Source organism: Opitutaceae bacterium TAV5 (genome assembly GCA_000242935.3).
Classification (GTDB): Bacteria; Verrucomicrobiota; Verrucomicrobiia; order Opitutales; family Opitutaceae; genus Geminisphaera.
The window spans coordinates 7273402-7289889 of sequence record CP007053.1; the positions used below are offsets into that span (position 1 = coordinate 7273402).

Consider the following 16488-nt stretch of genomic DNA (forward strand, 5'->3'; position numbering starts at 1 on the left):
TGCTCCTGCTCAGCGCGGACGTTGCACGCCCAGCGCCGGCAGGAACGTCAGGACGAGCCCTCCCGCGAGGAGCGCCGCGCTGCAATAAAACGCCACCGGCGCCGCATCCGCCGGGCGATGGTCGCGCAGCCACGCCATGAACTTCGGCCCCGCAATGCCTCCCGCCGACCAGGCCGTGAGAATCATCCCGTATAACAACGCCATCCGCTTCTCCCCGAACAGCGCCAGCACATACGACGGGATCGCCCCGAAACCGCCGCCGTAGCACAGCAGGATGTAGCAGACCAGCCCCCCGAACAGCAACGGCGACCCCACCTGCGGCAGCACCGCAAACACGGCGATCTGGCTCCCCAGCATCAGCGTGAATGCCAGCGATTGCCCGATGCGGTCCGACACCGCTCCCCACAGGAAACGCCCGAGGCCGTTGAAAATCGCCCCGCAGGCGATCAGCGTCGCCCCGCCCGACGCAAGCTGCGCCGCGCTGATATCCGGATTCCGGATACGCAACAGATCCTGCAGCAGCGGCGACTGGAAGCTGATGATCGAAATGCCGACGAAAATGTTGCAGAAAAACAAAAGCCACAGCAGCCCGAATTTTCCCCATCCTCCCTCATCTCCGGCCGCCGCCGTCGCGGCAGCCGTGACCGGTCCCGCAGACGCTTTCGCCCCTTCGCTTTCCCGTTCCTCCGCACCCGCATCCCCGTGTTCCGGTGGGTTCTTCATGAAGGCGCCGGCGGCGGGCGCCAGCACCGCAAAAACGCAACCCATGGCCGCAAAAGCCACGGCGAGATTTCCGTCAAACCATCGCAGGGCGAGCGGCGCGAGCACCTTGCTCATCAGCAGCGCCCCGAGCCCGAAGCCCATGACCACCATGCCCGTGACCAGCCCTTTCTTGTCGGGAAACCAGCGGGCCGCTGTCGCCACCGGCACCACGTAGGCCAGCCCGAGCCCCGTGCCGCCGATCACGCCGTAACCGAGCAACAGCAGCCAGAGCTGGCTTTTCCACAACGCCGCCGCCGTCACCAGATGCCCGAGCGCAAACAGCAGTCCGCCCGTGATGGCGATGGCACGCGGTTCCGTCCGGCCCTTCTTGAGCTGGAGGCCGCCCCAGGCTGCCGCCAGTCCGAGAAAACAGATCGCCAGGCTGAACACCCAGGTCACGGCTTCGTTTTTCCAGCCGTGCTGCTCCATGATCGGCTTCTGGAAATAGCTCCAGGCATAGACCGTGCCCAGGCAGGTCTGGAGCAGTGTGCCGGCCACGGCGACGGTCCATCGCCGGCCGGCCGGGAAGGGAGTGAGGGATTGGTTTGTCATCAGGTTGAGTGAACGCGAGGGCCCTGATCTGAAACCGGTTTGCGGCGGCGCGGCGACGGAAAAACGGCGCGTGTCCAGGTCTTCAGGAAAACCTCCGCTCCCCGATGCGTTCCGCCCGCGTGATGCGCCGGCCATCATGCTCCCAGCGAAACAGCGGGATGCCCGGTCGCCGTGACAACTCCTTCAACAACTGCGGATCGGCGCGTTTCTGCAATTCCAGCTCCACAAGCCCGGAGGCCTCGCACGAAAGCATCCGCGCATAACCCTTAAACACCTCGGGGCGACCGAGCACGCGGGCGGCGCCCTCGACATCCGCCGCGATCGACCCGGCGGCTTCGGTCCCCCCCTCCCCCCCCTTTGCACCGGAGCAGGCACCGGCGGGCGACAGGGCCGGCCGGTCGAGCACCAGAAACGAATACGGCAGACTCCGCAAATCGATGCCCGCCCGCTGGCCGAAACGGACCCATTCCGAATCGTTCTGCACTCCGGCCGGAGGAGAGGCGAAAAAATGACACCAGTGGCGTTCGTTTTCCGCCTGGAAAAGCGGGCACGCCTCGCGATGCGTGCAGGGCGCGACGATCCGCGGCGGGGCGCTGCTGCCGTCGCCGCCGTTGTTACCGTTGCCGCTGTTGGCAGTCTTCAGCAAGGCGTCGCGCACTGCCGCGAGCGCACGGCTGTCCGCATGGGTGCCCGGCTCCACCCAGATCACGGCGGCGGCCCGGGCGGCGAGAGCCAGCAGCGCGGTCCGGTCGGCCGGCGAAAGCTCGTTGATGACATGGCTCACGACGAGCACCAGCGGACCGTCGGCGGCGCAGGCCCCCTCGCCACTCCATTCGCCAACATCGGCCATTCCGGGAAACCGCTCGCGCGCCCGGTCGAGGGCGAAGCGTCGCGCCAGCGGCGAATGGTCCCACACGCGCACGCCCGCAAAAGAGTCCGGTCCGAACGCCGCAAGCACCCGCCGCCCGGCGATCCCGCTCCCGCAACCCCAGTCGAGCAACACGCCACCGGCAGGCGGACGCCAGTGGCGGACGCAGAGTTCGTGCAGCACGGCATCCCACTTCCAGCCGATGCGCTCGCCATACGTGGCATCGTAGGACGCCAGATCGTGTTCCGTTTTCCAGTACGGCCCGTTCGCCGCCGCGCCGGAGAGAAATCCGGCGCGCAACCGGTCCAGCGCCTCCCAGTCGAGTGGCGGGAGCGAAGACGGGGGAGAACCGGATTCAGGGGAATTCATGGCCGGGCGCGCGGGTCGTTGCGAGGCCAGCCACATTTCCGGAAATGCATCCGGACACAGGGCCGGTTCATTTTCATGGTTGCGGATGGCCGGCGGGATGTTTTGTTGGCGCGCAGTTCCTCGCGGGCATAGTATATCGGCTATTATGTGTGCTTCCCAAGCATGAGAGGAGGGTTCGACTCCCTCTGCCCGCACCAGCAAAAAATCCCCTCTGAAACACGGTTGTTTTCACGGAGGGGATTTTTGTTTTCCGGTTTGCAGGCTGCGGATCTGCGGACCGGCAGCCTTGCCGGATCTCAGCCGAGCACTTCCTCGGGCTTGAAGAAACGGGCGATCTCGATCTCGCCGTTCGCGACGCTGTCGGAGGCATGCACGACGTTGACCATCATGTTCTCGCCGAAGTCACCGCGGATCGTGCCCTTGGCCGCCTTGGTGGAATCGGTCGGGCCGAGCAGGTCGCGCACCTTCGCCACGACGTTTTCCCCCTTGAGCACGAGGGTGAGCACCGGACGCTGGCTCATGAACGCCTCGATCTCCGGATAAAACGGCTTCGATGCGACGTGCGCATAATGCTCGCGCAGCAGCGCGGGCGTCAGCCGGATCAACCTGGCGGCGACGATCTCGAAGCCGGCTTTTTCGAAGCGGGCGATCACATCGCCCACATGCTTCTTCGCCATGCAGTCCGGTTTACAGATGATGAATGTTTTTTCCATAAAGAATCCGGATCACAAACCGCCCGCCCTCGCATGGGAAGCCTGATTTTGGCATGAATTCTCTCCCTGCAACTAACGTGAACCTCTTCACGTAATCGTTGTCGCCTGCTTGCCTTGAAGCCGTTAAGAACTTCTGCTCATTCCCTGTGACAACTTCCGGTCCACGACTCCTCTTTTCCCGCCTCGCCGCCTGCGTCCTGTTCGCCGGATGTCTGCTGCTGCTCCCCTCTGCGGCGCGCGCCGCCATCGAGAAAGCGGAAATCACCTTCGACACCATCCGCGAACTCGCCGCCAGACGCGCGGCCAGCGCGTGGAAGGCTCCCGACGTCGAACTGCCTTCCGGCCTGGCCGCCCTCGATTACGACCAGAACCGCAAAATCCGCTTCATCCCCGAAAAGGCCCTCTGGCGCGAGGAGAACCTCCCCTTCAATCTTCAGCTGTTCCACCGCACCAGCGCGCGGCGTGAACGCGTCACCATCAGCGAATTCAGCCCCACGCACGTGCAGGACATCCCGTTCATCCGGGAGTTTTTCGACTACGGCGACCTGAAGAACCTTGGCTGGATCCGCTCCTCGCTCGGCTACGCGGGTTTCCGCATCCATTACCCGCTCAATCGTCCCGAGGTTTACGACGAGCTGCTCGTGTTTCTCGGCGCGAGCTACTTCCGCGCTCTCGGCGCCGGCCAGATCTACGGCCTCTCCGCCCGCGGCCTCGCCGTCGACACCGGCATCATCGGCCAGCCCGAGGAGTTTCCCATGTTCACCGATTTCTGGCTCGGCAAGCCCAAACCCGGCGCGAAAACCCTCACGATCTACGCCATCCTCGACAGCCGCAGCGTCGCCGGCGCCTACGAATTTATCGTCACCCCCGGCAAGCCCACCGTCATCGACGTGCGCACCGAGCTGCGTTTTCGCTCCGCCGTGGAACTCCCCGGCATCGCCCCGCTGACCAGCATGTTCTGGTTTGGCGAAAACACCGACCGGCCCGCCGGCGAACCCCGCCCCGAGGTGCACGATTCCGACGGCCTGTTCGTCGAGGACAAGAACACCCACGCCTGGCGTCCGCTCTCCAACCCGCGCATCATCGTCTCCACCGACATCGCTCTCGACAACCCCGTGCGCTTCGGCCTCCTCCAGCGCGACCGCGCCGTGTCGAGCTACGAGGACTTCGAGGCGCTTTATCACCAGCGTCCCTCCGTCTGGATCGAACCGAAAGGCGACTGGGGCCGCGGCAAGGTCCGCCTCGTCGAGCTGCCCACCGGCGACGAGTACGCCGACAACATCGTCGCCTTCTGGGTCCCCGAATCGAAACCCCTCCCCGGCCGGCCCGTCCTCTACAGCTACCGGATGACGTGGGCGCTCTCCGAGCCGAAGGCCGATCCTCCCCTCGCCCACGTCGCCGCCACGCGCACCGGCGCCCTCCCCGGCGATGCGCAGGGCCGGCTCATCTGGGTGGATTTTGCGGGCGGCCAGCTCGAAGGCATCGAGGCCGACAAGATCACCGCCAAGGTCGAGGCCTCCGCCGGAGGCAAGATTCTCAGCCAGACACTCGTCCGCCACCCCGGCCTCAAGGGCTGGCGCGTGGTCCTCCAGGTCGAGCGCGGCCCCGAACTCGCCAACGACGGCACCATCGAGCTCCGCTGCCAGCTTCTCAACGGCTACGATCCTCTCAGCGAGACGTGGCTCTATTCATGGACACCGTAACCACCACCATGACCATGCCTGCGCCAGGCCAGCATCCCGATTTCCTCATGGCGACCGTGCCGTCCTCCTCCTGCCCGCCCCCCATCGAACCCGACTGGGACGAGGCTTTCGTCCGCGTCGAGAGCTACCTCCGCGCCCACCAGATCGAGAGCCGCATCCAGCTCAACCGCCTCACCAGCGAGATCATCCAGGCCTCCCGCGCCCGGGCGAAGCTCGAGCCCGACGCCGATCCCGTGACGCTCGCCATCCACGTTGCCGAAGCCCGGCTCGAAGCCTGGTGCGCCAACGTTCTCGGCAGTCGCGAACGCGCCGGCCTCCGCGGGCGCCTCGCCCTCGCCATGGCCAACGTCCCCGGCCGCTGGCCGCAACACTTCCTCGCCGACACGCCCCCCCCGCCCGAACTCGTCGCCGCCATGCGCGCCAGCTACATCGAGACCGGCCCCGAACTGAAACTCACCGCCATGGTCCCGCGCAAGATCGACTTCGGCCCCGTCGCCAACGCCGCCGGCGAGACGTGGAAAACCTTCCGCCGCCTCCCCTTCCTGCGCGCCGTCACCGGCTGGGTGCTCATCGTCGCCCTGCTCGCCGTCATCTGGGTCATCACCCACCCGTGATCGGGAAAAACCGAAACCTGAAAAGCCGAAACGCCGAAAACCGATCCATGGCCGAACAACGTCCACCGCCCTCCCCGTCCGCCGCCTCCGGCGCGTCCGCCCGGCCGGCCGCGCGCTTCGATCTCCCCACGCTCGACGCCGGCCGTGTCACCCGGCGCCGCACGCTCATCGCCACGCTCACCCTGCTCCTGCTCGGCCCCGCCGTGCTCCTCATGGCCGATCTCCACTGGCGCAGCGGCGTGGATACGTGGAAGATGATCCATCTCGTCCTCTTCACCGTGCTCTTCGGCCTCATCGCCTTCGGCGCGGTGCAGGCCGTCATCGGTTTCTGGATACGCCGCCGCCGGCGCGGCCAGCCCGGCGGCGATCCCTGCCGCATCGTCCGCAGCCTCTCCGCCGAAGACGACCTCGCGCCGATCGAAGCCTCCGTCGCCATCGTCATGCCCGTCTACAACGAGGAGCCCGGCCGCATCCTCGAAGGCCTGCGCGTCATCTACGAATCCCTGCGCAAGACCGGCCAGCTCGACGCCTTCGACTTCTTTATCCTCAGCGACTCCAGCGACCCCAACCGCTGGATCGAGGAGCAGACCGGCTGGATCGCCCTCACCCGCCAGCTCAACGCCGAGGGCCGCATTTTTTATCGCAAGCGCCGCGTCAACACCAACAAGAAGGCCGGCAACATCGCCGACTTCTGCCGCCGCTGGGGACGCCACTACCGCTACATGGTCGTGCTCGACGCCGACAGCATCATGACCGGCGAAGCCATCACGAAGCTCGCCCGGATGATGGAGAAAAACCCCACCGTCGGCATCATCCAGACCGTCCCCGAGCTCGTGAACGGCGAGACGCTCTTCGCCCGCCTCCAGCAATTCGCCAGCCGCCTCTACGGCTCCATTTTTTCCGCCGGCCTCAACTTCTGGCAGCTCAGCGAGGCCAACTACTGGGGCCACAACGCCATCATCCGCCTCGCCCCTTTCATCGATCACTGCTCGTTGCCCGACCTCCCCGGCCGCGAACCTTTCGGCGGACGCATCCTCAGCCACGACTACGTCGAGGCCGCCCTCATGCGCCGCGGCGGCTGGGAAGTGTGGCTCGCAATCGATCTTCCGGGCAGCTACGAGGAATGCCCCGGCAACCTCATCGATTTCGCCAAGCGCGACCGCCGCTGGCTGCAAGGCAACCTCCAGCACGCCTGGCTCCTTTCCGCGCGCGGCCTGCGCGCCGCCAACCGCGCCCACCTCGCGCTCGGCATCATGGCCTACCTCAGTTCGCCGCTCTGGTTCGCCTTTCTCGCGCTCACCACCGTCATCTCCTGGCGCAACGTCGCCACCGGCCTCACCCCGCTGCCCGTGGACAGCTTTGCCCGCTACCTCACGCTCACCTTCGCGCAACAGGCTCTTGTCCTCTTCGGCATCACCCTCGGCCTGCTCTTCCTGCCCAAGCTCCTCGCGCTCCTCGACCTCCGCCGCCGCCCCGGCTCCGCCGCGCTCTTCGGCGGCTGGAGATGCGCGCTCACCAGCGTCATCCTCGAAACCGTGCTCTTCACGCTGATGGCTCCGGTGATGATGCTGTTTCACACCAAATTCATTTTCATGACACTTGCCGGCAGCGGCGTCGCCTGGGTCACCCAACGTCGCGGCCAGGACGGCGAACCCGAATGGCGCGAGACCATCCTCACGCACCTCGGGCAGACGCTCCTCGGCGCCGTCTGGCTCGCTGCCGCGCTCTGGATCAACCCCTGGCTGGCGATCTGGATGTCGCCGATCTTCGCCGGCATGCTGCTGGTGATGCCCGTCTCGCTGCTCACCGGCCAGCGTTCGCTCGGCTTGCGCATGCGCCGCTGGGGTCTCTTCTGCACGCCCAACGAAACCGCCCCGCCTCCCGAACTTGACGACCTCGCCCGCGCGCTCGCCCCGCCCACGCCCGACGCGCCCCGCCATGCGCCCCTGCCCGAACTCGCCGCCGATTACGGTCTCATGCAGGCTGTGCTCGACCCGTACGTGAACGCCGTCCACGTCGCCCTCCTGCGCGAAAAAGACACCACGCCTCCGGCCAGCGAAGAGCGTTTCGCCGTCCTCCGCCAACGCCTCCTGCGCGAAGGCCCCGCGACCCTCGACCAGCGCGACAAGCTCTCGCTCCTCATGGATGCCGAGTCGATGACCCTGCTCCACCGCGATCTCTGGTCCGCGCACACCTCCGACCTCGCCGACTGGTGGCGCCACGCCATCCGCTCCTACAACATCGTCGCGCCCGCCCCGCAGACGGCGCTGCACCGGTAGCGAGCGAAGACGCACCAGAGCCGGAGCGGCGGCATTCCTGCCGCTGCGACGAGGCGCGACGCGCCTCGCCCCTTGCCGGAGCACGGAGCATGTCCCTCGAACAAGCGGCGCACCAGTCTCCCTTTTTCGCAAAACTCGACACACCGCTACGCGTTCAGTTTCATTCCGGGGCAGTGAATGCAAACACCACCGGCGCCCCTCCCCCCCTCCCCTCTCCCGCCGGGCCATCCTGTTTCCGGCGCCACCACCGCCTGACCGCGCTCGTTCTCACCTTCCTCGTTCTCAAGGCCCTCCTCGCCGGCCTCTATCTGCGCCAGGCCCGCGACGAACCGCCACCCGATCTCACTGAGATCGAAATTCCCCGCCCACCAAAAATTCCCGACGAACAAAACGCCTACTCCCTCCTCGCCCAAGCCGCCGCCGCCGCGCAGACCCCCCTCCTCCAAACCCGCAAAAACGACATCCATGCCCTCGCCACAGGCACGCTCCGCGATGACGCCCTGCACGCCGAGCTCCTCGCCCACGCCGAAGCCTGCAACCTCTGGCCGCAAGTCGCCGCCGCCCTCGCCGCCCCCGATGCCCAAGGACCGTGGCCGACCAAGCTGGATTCTTTCATCCCGGAAATCGGCCAAGTCCGTTTCCTCGCCCAATACATGATCATCCGCGCCATTGGCGAAGCCCGGCGTGGCGACACCCATCAGGCCGTACAAACGCTTCGGGACGTTTTTGCAGTCGGGACCATCATCGAAAACAGCAGCACCAGCCTGATTCACTACCTCACCGGCCTTGCCATCAAGACAGTCGCGCTCGACGCCACCCGACGCCTCGCCGTCACCCAGCCCCTTTCCGGCGAAGACCTCCGTTTCGCCATTGCCACCGTCCGCGCATCGCGTATTAATCCTGAAAATACACGACGTACATTCCGCCTCGAGCTGAACTTTTTCCGGCTTTGTCTGGATGAAGTCCTCCGCGACCGCAAAGGGCTCTACAAGTTGTCTCCGGAAACCGGTGGCCCCCAAGGCGCCCATCGGCGTTTGGCCGTCATGGGAAAACTCCGGCTCACGCTCAAACCCAACAAAACCACCCGCCTCTACACGGAAAACCTCCGTGAAGTCATCCAACTCATTGGCAAAGACAGCACAGCGATCACCTCCTCAGGCATTGCCAACAGTCTCAGGTATCCCCGCCTGCCCAACCCCGAAAACTTCGTGGGCAAAATACTCTTGGCGATCGTCACTCCCACCTGGCCCAAAATCCTCCAGTCCGGCGTCCGCCACGAAACCGCCTTTTCGGGCACCGAAGCCTTTCTGGCGCTCCGCCTTTACGCCCTCGAACACGACAACACGCTGCCCGCCACCCTCGACGCCCTCGTCCCCGATTACCTCTCTGCGGTTCCCCGCGACCATGCCGATGGAAAACCGATACGTTATTCGCGCGAATTTCACGCTCTCTGGTCAGTTGGTGAAAACAACCTCGACGTCACCCGTGCCGGCCAAAAACCCGAAAAACGCGACCTGATTCTCGACCTCGTTTTCGCCGCGCCGGCCGCTCCTGCCGATCAGGAACCGGCTCCCCTCCATCCATAACCCGCCTGCGATCCTTCCTCCTCCGCCATCGCAACCGGCTCTGGACAGTATTCTGGATAGCCGTACCCGTCACCCTCATCCTTGCGCAAGGATGAGGCCCCGGGCCCGGGTCCGCCATCGGCAAACCACGGACGCAGGCTTGCGGATTCGCGACGACCGCCTCTCCCCGGGTATGCTGCGGCCTCACAGGTTCTGCGGCTTGAATTTTTTTCTCAAACTGATCGAACGTCCCGAGATCATGAATACGCCGTCCCCCCGGTAGTGAAAGGTTTCCGGATACTTCGGCGACACGGCGACATGGGCTTTCACCACCTCCCAGATAAAAAGGCCGTTTCGCGAAATCTGCGTGGCGTCGGCCAGCCGGCACTCGAAATTCGCGTAACATTCCCGGATCAGGGGCGCTCCCACCTTTTCGCCCGGCACCGGCGTGAGACCGAATTTTTTGAACTTGTCCACTTCCGCCCCCGAACAGTTGCCGATGCCCACCGCCTCGTTGATGAGGTCGGTGGTCGGGATGTTGATCACGCATTCCCGGCTCCGGCGGATCATTTCGAAACTGTGGTTTTCGTCCCAGATGTAGCAGCCGACCCGCGCCGGGGTGAATGCCATCATCAGGTGCCAGCCCATCGTCATGATATTGGTTTTCCCCTTCCACGCCGAACTCACGAGCACGATGGGGCCGGGCTCGAGGTAGCGGCGGATTTCGGATAACGGGTAGTCTTTTTTTCGGTACGTTCTCATGATTTTTGAATAAACCGCTAAAGGTCGCTAACGGACGCTAGACCGGATTTTTCCGATTGTCCGGTTTTTAGCGTCCGTTAGCGATCGTTAGCGCATTTTTTAAAAAATTGTAGCCGTACAGGATCCTGAAAACAGAACCACGGATATCACGGATAAAAAACCGGATTACACAGATAATGCATTGGTATATGGCATCTTGATTATTTCTTGACCATCCGTGAAATCCAAAGTCATCCGTGAAATCCGTGGTTAAAAAAACGGCTGCGGCTTTATTTGAACCGCTTTAGCGGTCTCCCTCTCTTCGGTTGCCGCTCTGCCATTCCGGGCCCGATCCGCAAAGATCACCGAAACATCCGGGGTTAGCTCCTGCCAGGACGGTTGCGAATGGCGCCAATTTGGCGAAACTGAGGCCATCGCCCACCTATGAATCTCCAGCTCGAAAACCGTCTCGCTCTCGTCACCGCCTCCTCCGGCGGCATCGGCCTCGAAATCGCCCGCGCGCTCGCCCGCGAAGGCGCCCGCGTCATCATCAACGGCCGCTCCGTGGCCAGCGTCGAGGCGGGCATCGCCTCCATCCGCGCCGACATTCCGGACGCCCGGCTCGAAGCCCTCGCCTCCGACAACGGCACCGCCGCCGGCACGGAGCAGAGCATCGCGCAATTCCCCGACGTGGACATCCTCGTCAACAACCTCGGCATTTACGAACCCGTCGGTTTCTTCGACGAAACCGATGCCGACTGGTTCCGGCTGTTCGAAGTCAACATTCTCAGCGGCGTCCGCCTCGCCCGGCATTACCTGAAGCGGATGCTCGAAAAGAAAACCGGGCGCATCCTTTTTATCTCGAGCGAATCCGCCATCAGCCCTTCGCCCGAAATGCCGCACTACGGCGCGACCAAGACGATGCAACTCGCCCTCTCGCGCAGCCTCGCCGAGCTGACGAAAGGCACGCAGGTGACGGTCAACACGATCATGCCCGGCTCCACCCTGACGGACGGTGTGGCGAAGTTTGTCCAGGAGCTTTTCCCCGGCCTTTCGCTGGAAGAAGCCGGACGCCGCTTCATGCGCGAAAACCGTCCCACCTCGCTCATCGAACGGCTGCTCGACCCGAAGGAGATCGCGAATTTCGTCGCCTTCGTCAGCAGCCCGCTCGCCTCCGGTATCAATGGCGCGGCCCTGCGCGTGGACGGCGGCCTGGTGCGCAGCGTGTTCTGACAAAGGAGCGCTGGCCTTCCAACCTCGTCCTGTCCTGCATTTTCAGAACTTTTGCTGATAAAGATTTGAACAGAAGGTAACGAAGGGAACGAAGATGTTCCGGTTTCCGTGCTCCGTCCTGTATCCGGAACCTTTTTCAAAACAGAAAATGATTCTTCCGCTCAATCCCCGGTCGGCCTCCAGCGAATCTTCGTTCCCTTCGTTACCTTCTGTTCAATCTTCTGTATCCGGATTTCCCTGATAAATGCAGAAGAGCTTATGATTGAAATAAAACGCCGTTTCGGCAGGAGCGGCTCAGGCCGGTGTCGCGCGGGCGGCAAGCATCGGGCGGTAGCTGTTGCGGTAGCACCACGCCAGATACAGTTCCAGTGCCAGGAAAACGGCGGCAACAGGAAGCCCGGAACGTTCAAGAAACAGGTGGAAGGCGATGCTGTTGACGATGAAGGGAGCGAACAACGCGAGGGCCAGAGGCACGAAACGGTTGGTCAACAGCAAGACGCCGACGATCAGCTGGGTGACGCCGATCAGCGGCATCATGTAGCCGCTGTTCACCAGCGCGCCGGCAAATGCCACGGCGCCCTCCGGCATGGGCGTCTCGGGTTGCGGGATGAAGTTCAGAAACAGGTTCAGCCCGAAGACCAGAAGCGGCAGGCCCAGCAGGACCCGGGCGACCGTCGGAAGATGGCGGGTCAGTGATTTTTTCATGATTGGTTCAGGGGTTCTTTGATCGACGCAAAGGATATCCGGTGGGACACGACACGGCCTTGCGTCATTATCATGCGGATACGATTACCTTGAATCCGCCGTAAGCCATGCGCTTGCAGTCGAAGGGCATGGCTTTCGGGTCGGGGCACTTGAGGCGCGGGTCCTTCATGACCCTGGCGTTCACCCGATCACGGTGGGCGCGCGACTTGAAGGTGATCCAGGAAAACACCACGGTCTCGTCCGCCCTGGTTTTCGCCAGCCGGGGAAACGGAAGGCCGAATTTCACGTCGGCGTCGTCAACGACGCACTCCTTGTAGTCGAGCGCGCCGTGCTCGCGCCAGAGTTTGCCGCCCAGGCGGGCCATGCGGCGGTAGGCGGCGATGTTTTTTTTCGGGACCGGAATGACGAATCCGTCTACATAATGAGCCATGGTATTAATCTCCTGATTTGAGTCGGGTGAACAGATGCGGGTGGAGGAACGGATTTGTTGTCCGTTCAAGAAGTACAACGAACGAACCGGCGGCATCCGGACAACTCGCTCCGAAAGAAATTTCCGCCCCCGGTTGTCCGGCGGGCGATCCCTCGTTCGTTGTGATGTATGCCCACCGGAGCCGGCAAAAGCCGGCGGCCCCGGACGGACAACCATCTGCCATCCTCCATCTCATGAAAACCACACCTGTTCCCGACTCCTCTCCGTACCTCTTGTTTTTCCGCAATACCGGCCCGGAAAACTACCAGCACCTGTCGCCGGATCAACGCCAGCAACTCGTCGCCCGCTGGAATGCGTGGTACGACCGGCTGGTCGCGCAAGGCAAGGCCGTCGAAGGTCAGCCGCTGGAGACGGAAATCCGCCTCGTCTCCGGGCGTCCCGGCGGGGGCCGCGTGGTGGACGGCCCCTTTCCCGAGACCAAGGAAGCGATCGGCGGCTACGTCAAACTGCTGGTCCGCGATGTGGACGAAGCCGTCGAGATCGCCCGCCAGCATCCGGCCCTCGAATACGGAATGCAAATCGAGGTGCGCTCCATGACGGCCACCTGTCACCTCGGCGTCACCGCCGGCCACGACACGATCGCGGTCGCCTCCGGCCAACCCGTGCCGGCCTGATCCCGCCATCCCCGTGCCGCCCTCCGACGCAGAACAGGACGCCGCAGCCGGCGTCCCGCCGGTCGAACATGACATCGAGACCGGCGCGCCCGCCCCCGCCCCGGCGGCGCCCGGACAACTGGTGGAGCATTTTTTCCGTCACGAGGCGGGGCGGCTGCACGGCGCGCTGATCCGGCGGTTCGGCGTGGAAAACATCGCGCTCGCCGAAGACGTCGCGCAGGAAGCCCTCCTCCGCGCGCTGCGCGCGTGGTCGATGGGCGGCGTGCCGCCCAATCCCTCGGCCTGGATCACCCGCGTGGCGATGAACCTCGCGCGCGACGCGCTGCGCCACCGGCAGATGTCCGCCGCCAAGGAACCGGCGCTCGTCACGCATTTCGACCAGCTCCACGCCGCGCCTCCCTCCCCCGCCGCGGCCCTCGCCGGCGAGGCCGGATACGAAATCCGCGATGACGCGCTGCGGCTGATGTTCGTCTGCTGCCATCCGTCGATCGCACCCGATGCGCAGGTCGTGCTCGCGCTCAAGGTGTTGTGCGGCTTCAGCACGGCGGAGATCGCGCAGGCGTTTTTCGCCAGCGAGGCGGCCATCGAGAAACAGCTCGGGCGGACCAAACAACGCATCCGCGAGGCCGGCATCGGCTTCGAAATCCCCGAAGGCGAAGATCTCGCCCCGAGGCTCGACGGCGTGCTCGGCGCGCTTTACCTGCTCTTCAACGAAGGCCACAAGGCCTCGTCCGGCGAACGGCTGCTGCGCGAGGATCTTTGCCAGGAGGCGGTGCGCCTGACGTCGCTCCTCGTCGCCCATCCCGCGGGCCGGACACCCCGCAGCCACGCCCTGCTCGCACTCATGCTGCTGACTGCGGCGCGGTTCCCCTCGCGCCTGGATGAACACGGCACGCTCCTGCGTCTCGACGACCAGGATCGCTCCCGGTGGAACCAGCCGCTCATCGAACGCGGCCTGATCCATCTCGCCGAAGCCGCGCAGGGCAACGAACTCGGCGAGTACCACCTGCAAGCCGGCATTGCCGCGATCCACTGCACGGCGGCTGATCACGCGTCCACGGACTGGGCGCGCATCCTGAGTCACTACGACGAACTCTACCGGATAAAACCCTCGCCTGTCGTCGCGCTCAACCGCGCCGTGGCAGTCGCACACGTGCGCGGGCCCCGGGCCGGGCTCGACGCCATCACGGCGATCCCGCAGCGCGACCGGCTCGAAGCGCATTATCTGCTGCACGCGGTCACGGGTGAGTTGTATTGGCGATTGCAGGACCACCGTGCCGCCGCCGCGAGTTTTCGCCGCGCGCTGCAACTCGCCCGCGTGGAGCCCGAACAGGTTTTCCTCTCGCGCCTGCTGGAACGGGTGAACCGGACAGCGGAGTGAAAAACAAAAAACCGCAGAGGCGGCGGGCGCCCCTGCGGTCGGAAAATGCCAGCCTGACGCGCCGGAAACGGCGCGGCAGGTTATTTCTTCAGCGTCGTACAAAACGCCGCGAGGCGCTCCACGCCCTTTTTGATGATCTCGTCGCTCGTCGCGTAGCTGAGGCGGAGGTACCCCTCGGCGCCGAAAGCACTGCCGAAGACGGCGGCGACTTTTTGCTGCTCGAGCAGCTTGTCGCAAAACTCGGCCGAACCGAGCCCGAAGCTGGAGATGTTCGGAAACAGGTAAAACGCGCCCTGGGCGAGCAGACACGTCACGCCGGGGATCTTGTTGAGCTCGGCATGGAGGAATCTGCGACGGCGGTCGAAAGCCACGAGCATCGCGTCGAGCGCGGCCTTCGTCTTGTCCTTCTCCTTGAGCGCGGCGAGGGCGCCATACTGGGCGAAGGTCGTGGCATTGGAGCTCGTCTGGCTCTGGATCTCGGCGACCGCCTTGGCGACGGGCGCGGGCGCGACCGTGGTGCCGAGACGCCAGCCGGTCATCGAATAGGTTTTCGAGAAACCGGAGACGATGATCGTGCGCGCGGCGGCCTCGGCCGAAAAGGTGGCGGGCGAAACGTGCTTCGCTCCGTCGTAGAGCAGGTGCTCGTAGATCTCGTCCGACAGGATGTAGAGGTTGTGCCGGAGCGCGACCTCGACAATGGCCTCGAGTTCGGCGCGGGTGTAGACGGCGCCGGTCGGGTTGGACGGGGAATTGAGGATGAGGAGCTTCGTCTTCGGCGTGATCGCGGCCTCGAGCTGCGCGGGCGTGAGACGGAAGCCGGTGGTGTCGTCGGCGAGAACGAATTTCGGGGTGGCCCCGGCAAGCTTCACCATCTCGGGATAGCTGACCCAGTAGGGCGCGGGGATGATCACCTCGTCGCCGGGTGAACACACGGCGAGAATGGAAAGGTAGCAGGAAAACTTGCCGCCCGGCGAGACGATGACCTGGGCGGGCGCGGTCTTGAGACCGAGGCGGGTGGAGTAGTCCTCGGCGATGGCCTCGCGGAGGGGCTGGATGCCGGGAGTGGGCGCGTACTTGGTCTTGCCGGCCTTGAGCGCGGCGATCGCGGCCTCCTTGATGTGCTCCGGCGTATCGAAGTCGGGTTCGCCGGCGGCGAAACCGCAAACGTCCTCGCCGGCGGCGAGAAGGGCCTTGGCCTTGGCATCGACGGCAAGGGTCGGCGAAGGCGCGATGTTGAGAGACCAGGTGGAGAGCGGCGCAGGCGCGGGACTACTCATGGAGATGGAAAACGGACAGGCAGGCGTAGCGGACAGAAACAGAGGATTCGATTTACCGGAAGTGGCGCGCGATCAGACCAGCCGGAACCGGAGGCGAAGGGTTTCGCCTGATCGGGCATGTGCGATGGAATAAGCGCGACTTGCCCCGAAACGCAAGGAATCGGGGCAAGAAACACGCGAGGAGGATCCGCGGCGGGCGCGGAGCCGGTCAGCGCCTGCCTTTTTTGGTCGGCAGGCTCTCGACGGCGGCGCGGATGACGTCGCCGATGCTGGCCTTTTGTTTCTTCGCAGCGCGGGCGAGCGCGGTCTTGGCCTTGGGGTCAAGACGCACGGAGATCTGGCGGCGCTCCTCGACGGAAGCCTCGAAGCGGGTGAGATCGTACTCGGCGATCGCGTGACGGACGACTTCACTGGTGGAAGCGAGGCCGAGTTGCTTGCGGTGCTGCTCGATTTTCTTGAGCAGGGAGGCAGGCAGATCGAAGGTCAGAGGAACAGGAGCGGATGCAGTTTTTTTAGCCATATGGAGAGATGTGGTTGAGTTGATGTTGTAAGTATAACCGGATACGAAGGGTTCCACGTATTGACCCTTCGGATGCAGGGGCAACACCAAATTTCACCCTTG

General features: G+C 64.4%; 15 protein-coding genes and 1 tRNA gene. 8 read left to right on the top strand and 8 right to left on the bottom strand.

Annotation, left to right across the window (positions count from 1 at the left end):
* Nucleotides 1–9 precede the first annotated feature (9 nt).
* Both OPIT5_30675 and OPIT5_30680 read right to left on the bottom strand, forming a co-directional pair.
* Nucleotides 10–1314, bottom strand: a complete 1305-nt coding sequence (locus tag OPIT5_30675; protein AHF93884.1) for an MFS transporter — start codon at nt 1312–1314, stop codon at nt 10–12.
* 82 nt (nt 1315–1396) lie between these two features.
* On the bottom strand, nt 1397–2551 hold the full coding sequence (locus tag OPIT5_30680) for a Ribosomal small subunit Rsm22 (protein AHF93885.1): 1155 nt from the start codon (nt 2549–2551) through the stop codon (nt 1397–1399).
* 122 nt (nt 2552–2673) lie between these two features.
* Here OPIT5_30680 and OPIT5_30685 point away from each other — a divergent pair.
* A tRNA-Gly gene (locus OPIT5_30685) sits at nt 2674–2748 on the top strand.
* A gap of 99 nt (nt 2749–2847) precedes the next feature.
* Here OPIT5_30685 and OPIT5_30690 read toward each other — a convergent pair.
* The gene (locus OPIT5_30690) at nt 2848–3264 is read right to left on the bottom strand and encodes a nucleoside diphosphate kinase (GenBank protein ID AHF93886.1); all 417 of its coding nucleotides are present in this window, start codon (nt 3262–3264) and stop codon (nt 2848–2850) included.
* A 146-nt stretch (nt 3265–3410) separates the two neighbouring features.
* On the opposite strand from OPIT5_30690, the gene OPIT5_30695 reads away from it, so the two are divergent.
* The 4 genes from OPIT5_30695 (at nt 3411) to OPIT5_30710 (ending at nt 9446) form a co-directional block, all read left to right on the top strand.
* Complete coding sequence (locus OPIT5_30695) at nt 3411–4967, top strand: glucan biosynthesis protein G (GenBank protein ID AHF93887.1); 1557 nt, start codon at nt 3411–3413, stop codon at nt 4965–4967.
* Complete coding sequence (locus OPIT5_30700) at nt 4955–5581, top strand: hypothetical protein (GenBank protein ID AHF93888.1); 627 nt, start codon at nt 4955–4957, stop codon at nt 5579–5581. Before OPIT5_30695 ends, OPIT5_30700 begins: the two co-directional genes overlap by 13 nt.
* Nucleotides 5578–7860, top strand: coding sequence for a glucosyl transferase (locus OPIT5_30705; protein AHF93889.1), 2283 nt, complete (start codon nt 5578–5580; stop codon nt 7858–7860). The genes OPIT5_30700 and OPIT5_30705 overlap by 4 nt, the downstream gene beginning before the upstream one ends.
* An 89-nt stretch (nt 7861–7949) precedes the next feature.
* Nucleotides 7950–9446, top strand: a complete 1497-nt coding sequence (locus OPIT5_30710) for a hypothetical protein (GenBank protein ID AHF93890.1) — start codon at nt 7950–7952, stop codon at nt 9444–9446.
* 183 nt (nt 9447–9629) lie between these two features.
* Here OPIT5_30710 and OPIT5_30715 read toward each other — a convergent pair whose 3' ends face one another.
* On the bottom strand, nt 9630–10187 hold the full coding sequence (locus OPIT5_30715) for a flavin reductase (protein AHF93891.1): 558 nt from the start codon (nt 10185–10187) through the stop codon (nt 9630–9632).
* 423 nt (nt 10188–10610) lie between these two features.
* On the opposite strand from OPIT5_30715, the gene OPIT5_30720 reads away from it, so the two are divergent.
* On the top strand, nt 10611–11399 hold the full coding sequence (locus tag OPIT5_30720; GenBank protein AHF93892.1) for an oxidoreductase: 789 nt from the start codon (nt 10611–10613) through the stop codon (nt 11397–11399).
* 294 nt (nt 11400–11693) lie between these two features.
* Here OPIT5_30720 and OPIT5_30725 read toward each other — a convergent pair whose 3' ends face one another.
* Nucleotides 11694–12104, bottom strand: coding sequence for a DoxX family protein (locus OPIT5_30725; protein AHF93893.1), 411 nt, complete (start codon nt 12102–12104; stop codon nt 11694–11696).
* A 70-nt stretch (nt 12105–12174) separates the two neighbouring features.
* Nucleotides 12175–12534 (bottom strand): RNA signal recognition particle 4.5S RNA, encoded by a 360-nt coding sequence (locus OPIT5_30730; protein ID AHF93894.1) that lies wholly within the window; start codon nt 12532–12534, stop codon nt 12175–12177.
* A 164-nt stretch (nt 12535–12698) separates the two neighbouring features.
* On the opposite strand from OPIT5_30730, the gene OPIT5_30735 reads away from it, so the two are divergent.
* Complete coding sequence (locus OPIT5_30735) at nt 12699–13208, top strand: DGPFAETKE family protein (GenBank protein AHF93895.1); 510 nt, start codon at nt 12699–12701, stop codon at nt 13206–13208.
* A gap of 13 nt (nt 13209–13221) precedes the next feature.
* Nucleotides 13222–14589 (top strand): sigma factor, ECF subfamily protein, encoded by a 1368-nt coding sequence (locus OPIT5_30740; protein AHF93896.1) that lies wholly within the window; start codon nt 13222–13224, stop codon nt 14587–14589.
* A gap of 80 nt (nt 14590–14669) precedes the next feature.
* Here OPIT5_30740 and OPIT5_30745 read toward each other — a convergent pair whose 3' ends face one another.
* Entirely contained in the window at nt 14670–15866 is a 1197-nt protein-coding gene (locus OPIT5_30745; protein ID AHF93897.1) for an aspartate aminotransferase, read from the bottom strand.
* Nucleotides 15867–16074: 208 nt separating this feature from the next.
* Nucleotides 16075–16386: a CopG family transcripitonal regulator gene (locus OPIT5_30750; protein ID AHF93898.1), complete on the bottom strand. Its 312-nt coding sequence runs from the start codon at nt 16384–16386 to the stop codon at nt 16075–16077.
* Between the last annotated feature and the right edge of the window lie 102 nt (nt 16387–16488).

Bases quoted from the DNA above. Each gene is read 5' to 3' on its own strand.
- OPIT5_30675 (AHF93884.1), bottom strand. From the start codon at position 1,314: ATGACAAACCAATCCCTCACTCCCTTCCCGGCCGGCCGGCGATGGACC.
- OPIT5_30680 (AHF93885.1), bottom strand. From the start codon at position 2,551: ATGAATTCCCCTGAATCCGGTTCTCCCCCGTCTTCGCTCCCGCCACTC.
- OPIT5_30690 (AHF93886.1), bottom strand. From the start codon at position 3,264: ATGGAAAAAACATTCATCATCTGTAAACCGGACTGCATGGCGAAGAAG.
- OPIT5_30700 (AHF93888.1), top strand. From the start codon at position 4,955: ATGGACACCGTAACCACCACCATGACCATGCCTGCGCCAGGCCAGCAT.
- OPIT5_30710 (AHF93890.1), top strand. From the start codon at position 7,950: ATGTCCCTCGAACAAGCGGCGCACCAGTCTCCCTTTTTCGCAAAACTC.
- OPIT5_30715 (AHF93891.1), bottom strand. From the start codon at position 10,187: ATGAGAACGTACCGAAAAAAAGACTACCCGTTATCCGAAATCCGCCGC.
- OPIT5_30720 (AHF93892.1), top strand. From the start codon at position 10,611: ATGAATCTCCAGCTCGAAAACCGTCTCGCTCTCGTCACCGCCTCCTCC.
- OPIT5_30725 (AHF93893.1), bottom strand. From the start codon at position 12,104: ATGAAAAAATCACTGACCCGCCATCTTCCGACGGTCGCCCGGGTCCTG.
- OPIT5_30730 (AHF93894.1), bottom strand. From the start codon at position 12,534: ATGGCTCATTATGTAGACGGATTCGTCATTCCGGTCCCGAAAAAAAAC.
- OPIT5_30735 (AHF93895.1), top strand. From the start codon at position 12,699: ATGTATGCCCACCGGAGCCGGCAAAAGCCGGCGGCCCCGGACGGACAA.
- OPIT5_30745 (AHF93897.1), bottom strand. From the start codon at position 15,866: ATGAGTAGTCCCGCGCCTGCGCCGCTCTCCACCTGGTCTCTCAACATC.
- OPIT5_30750 (AHF93898.1), bottom strand. From the start codon at position 16,386: ATGGCTAAAAAAACTGCATCCGCTCCTGTTCCTCTGACCTTCGATCTG.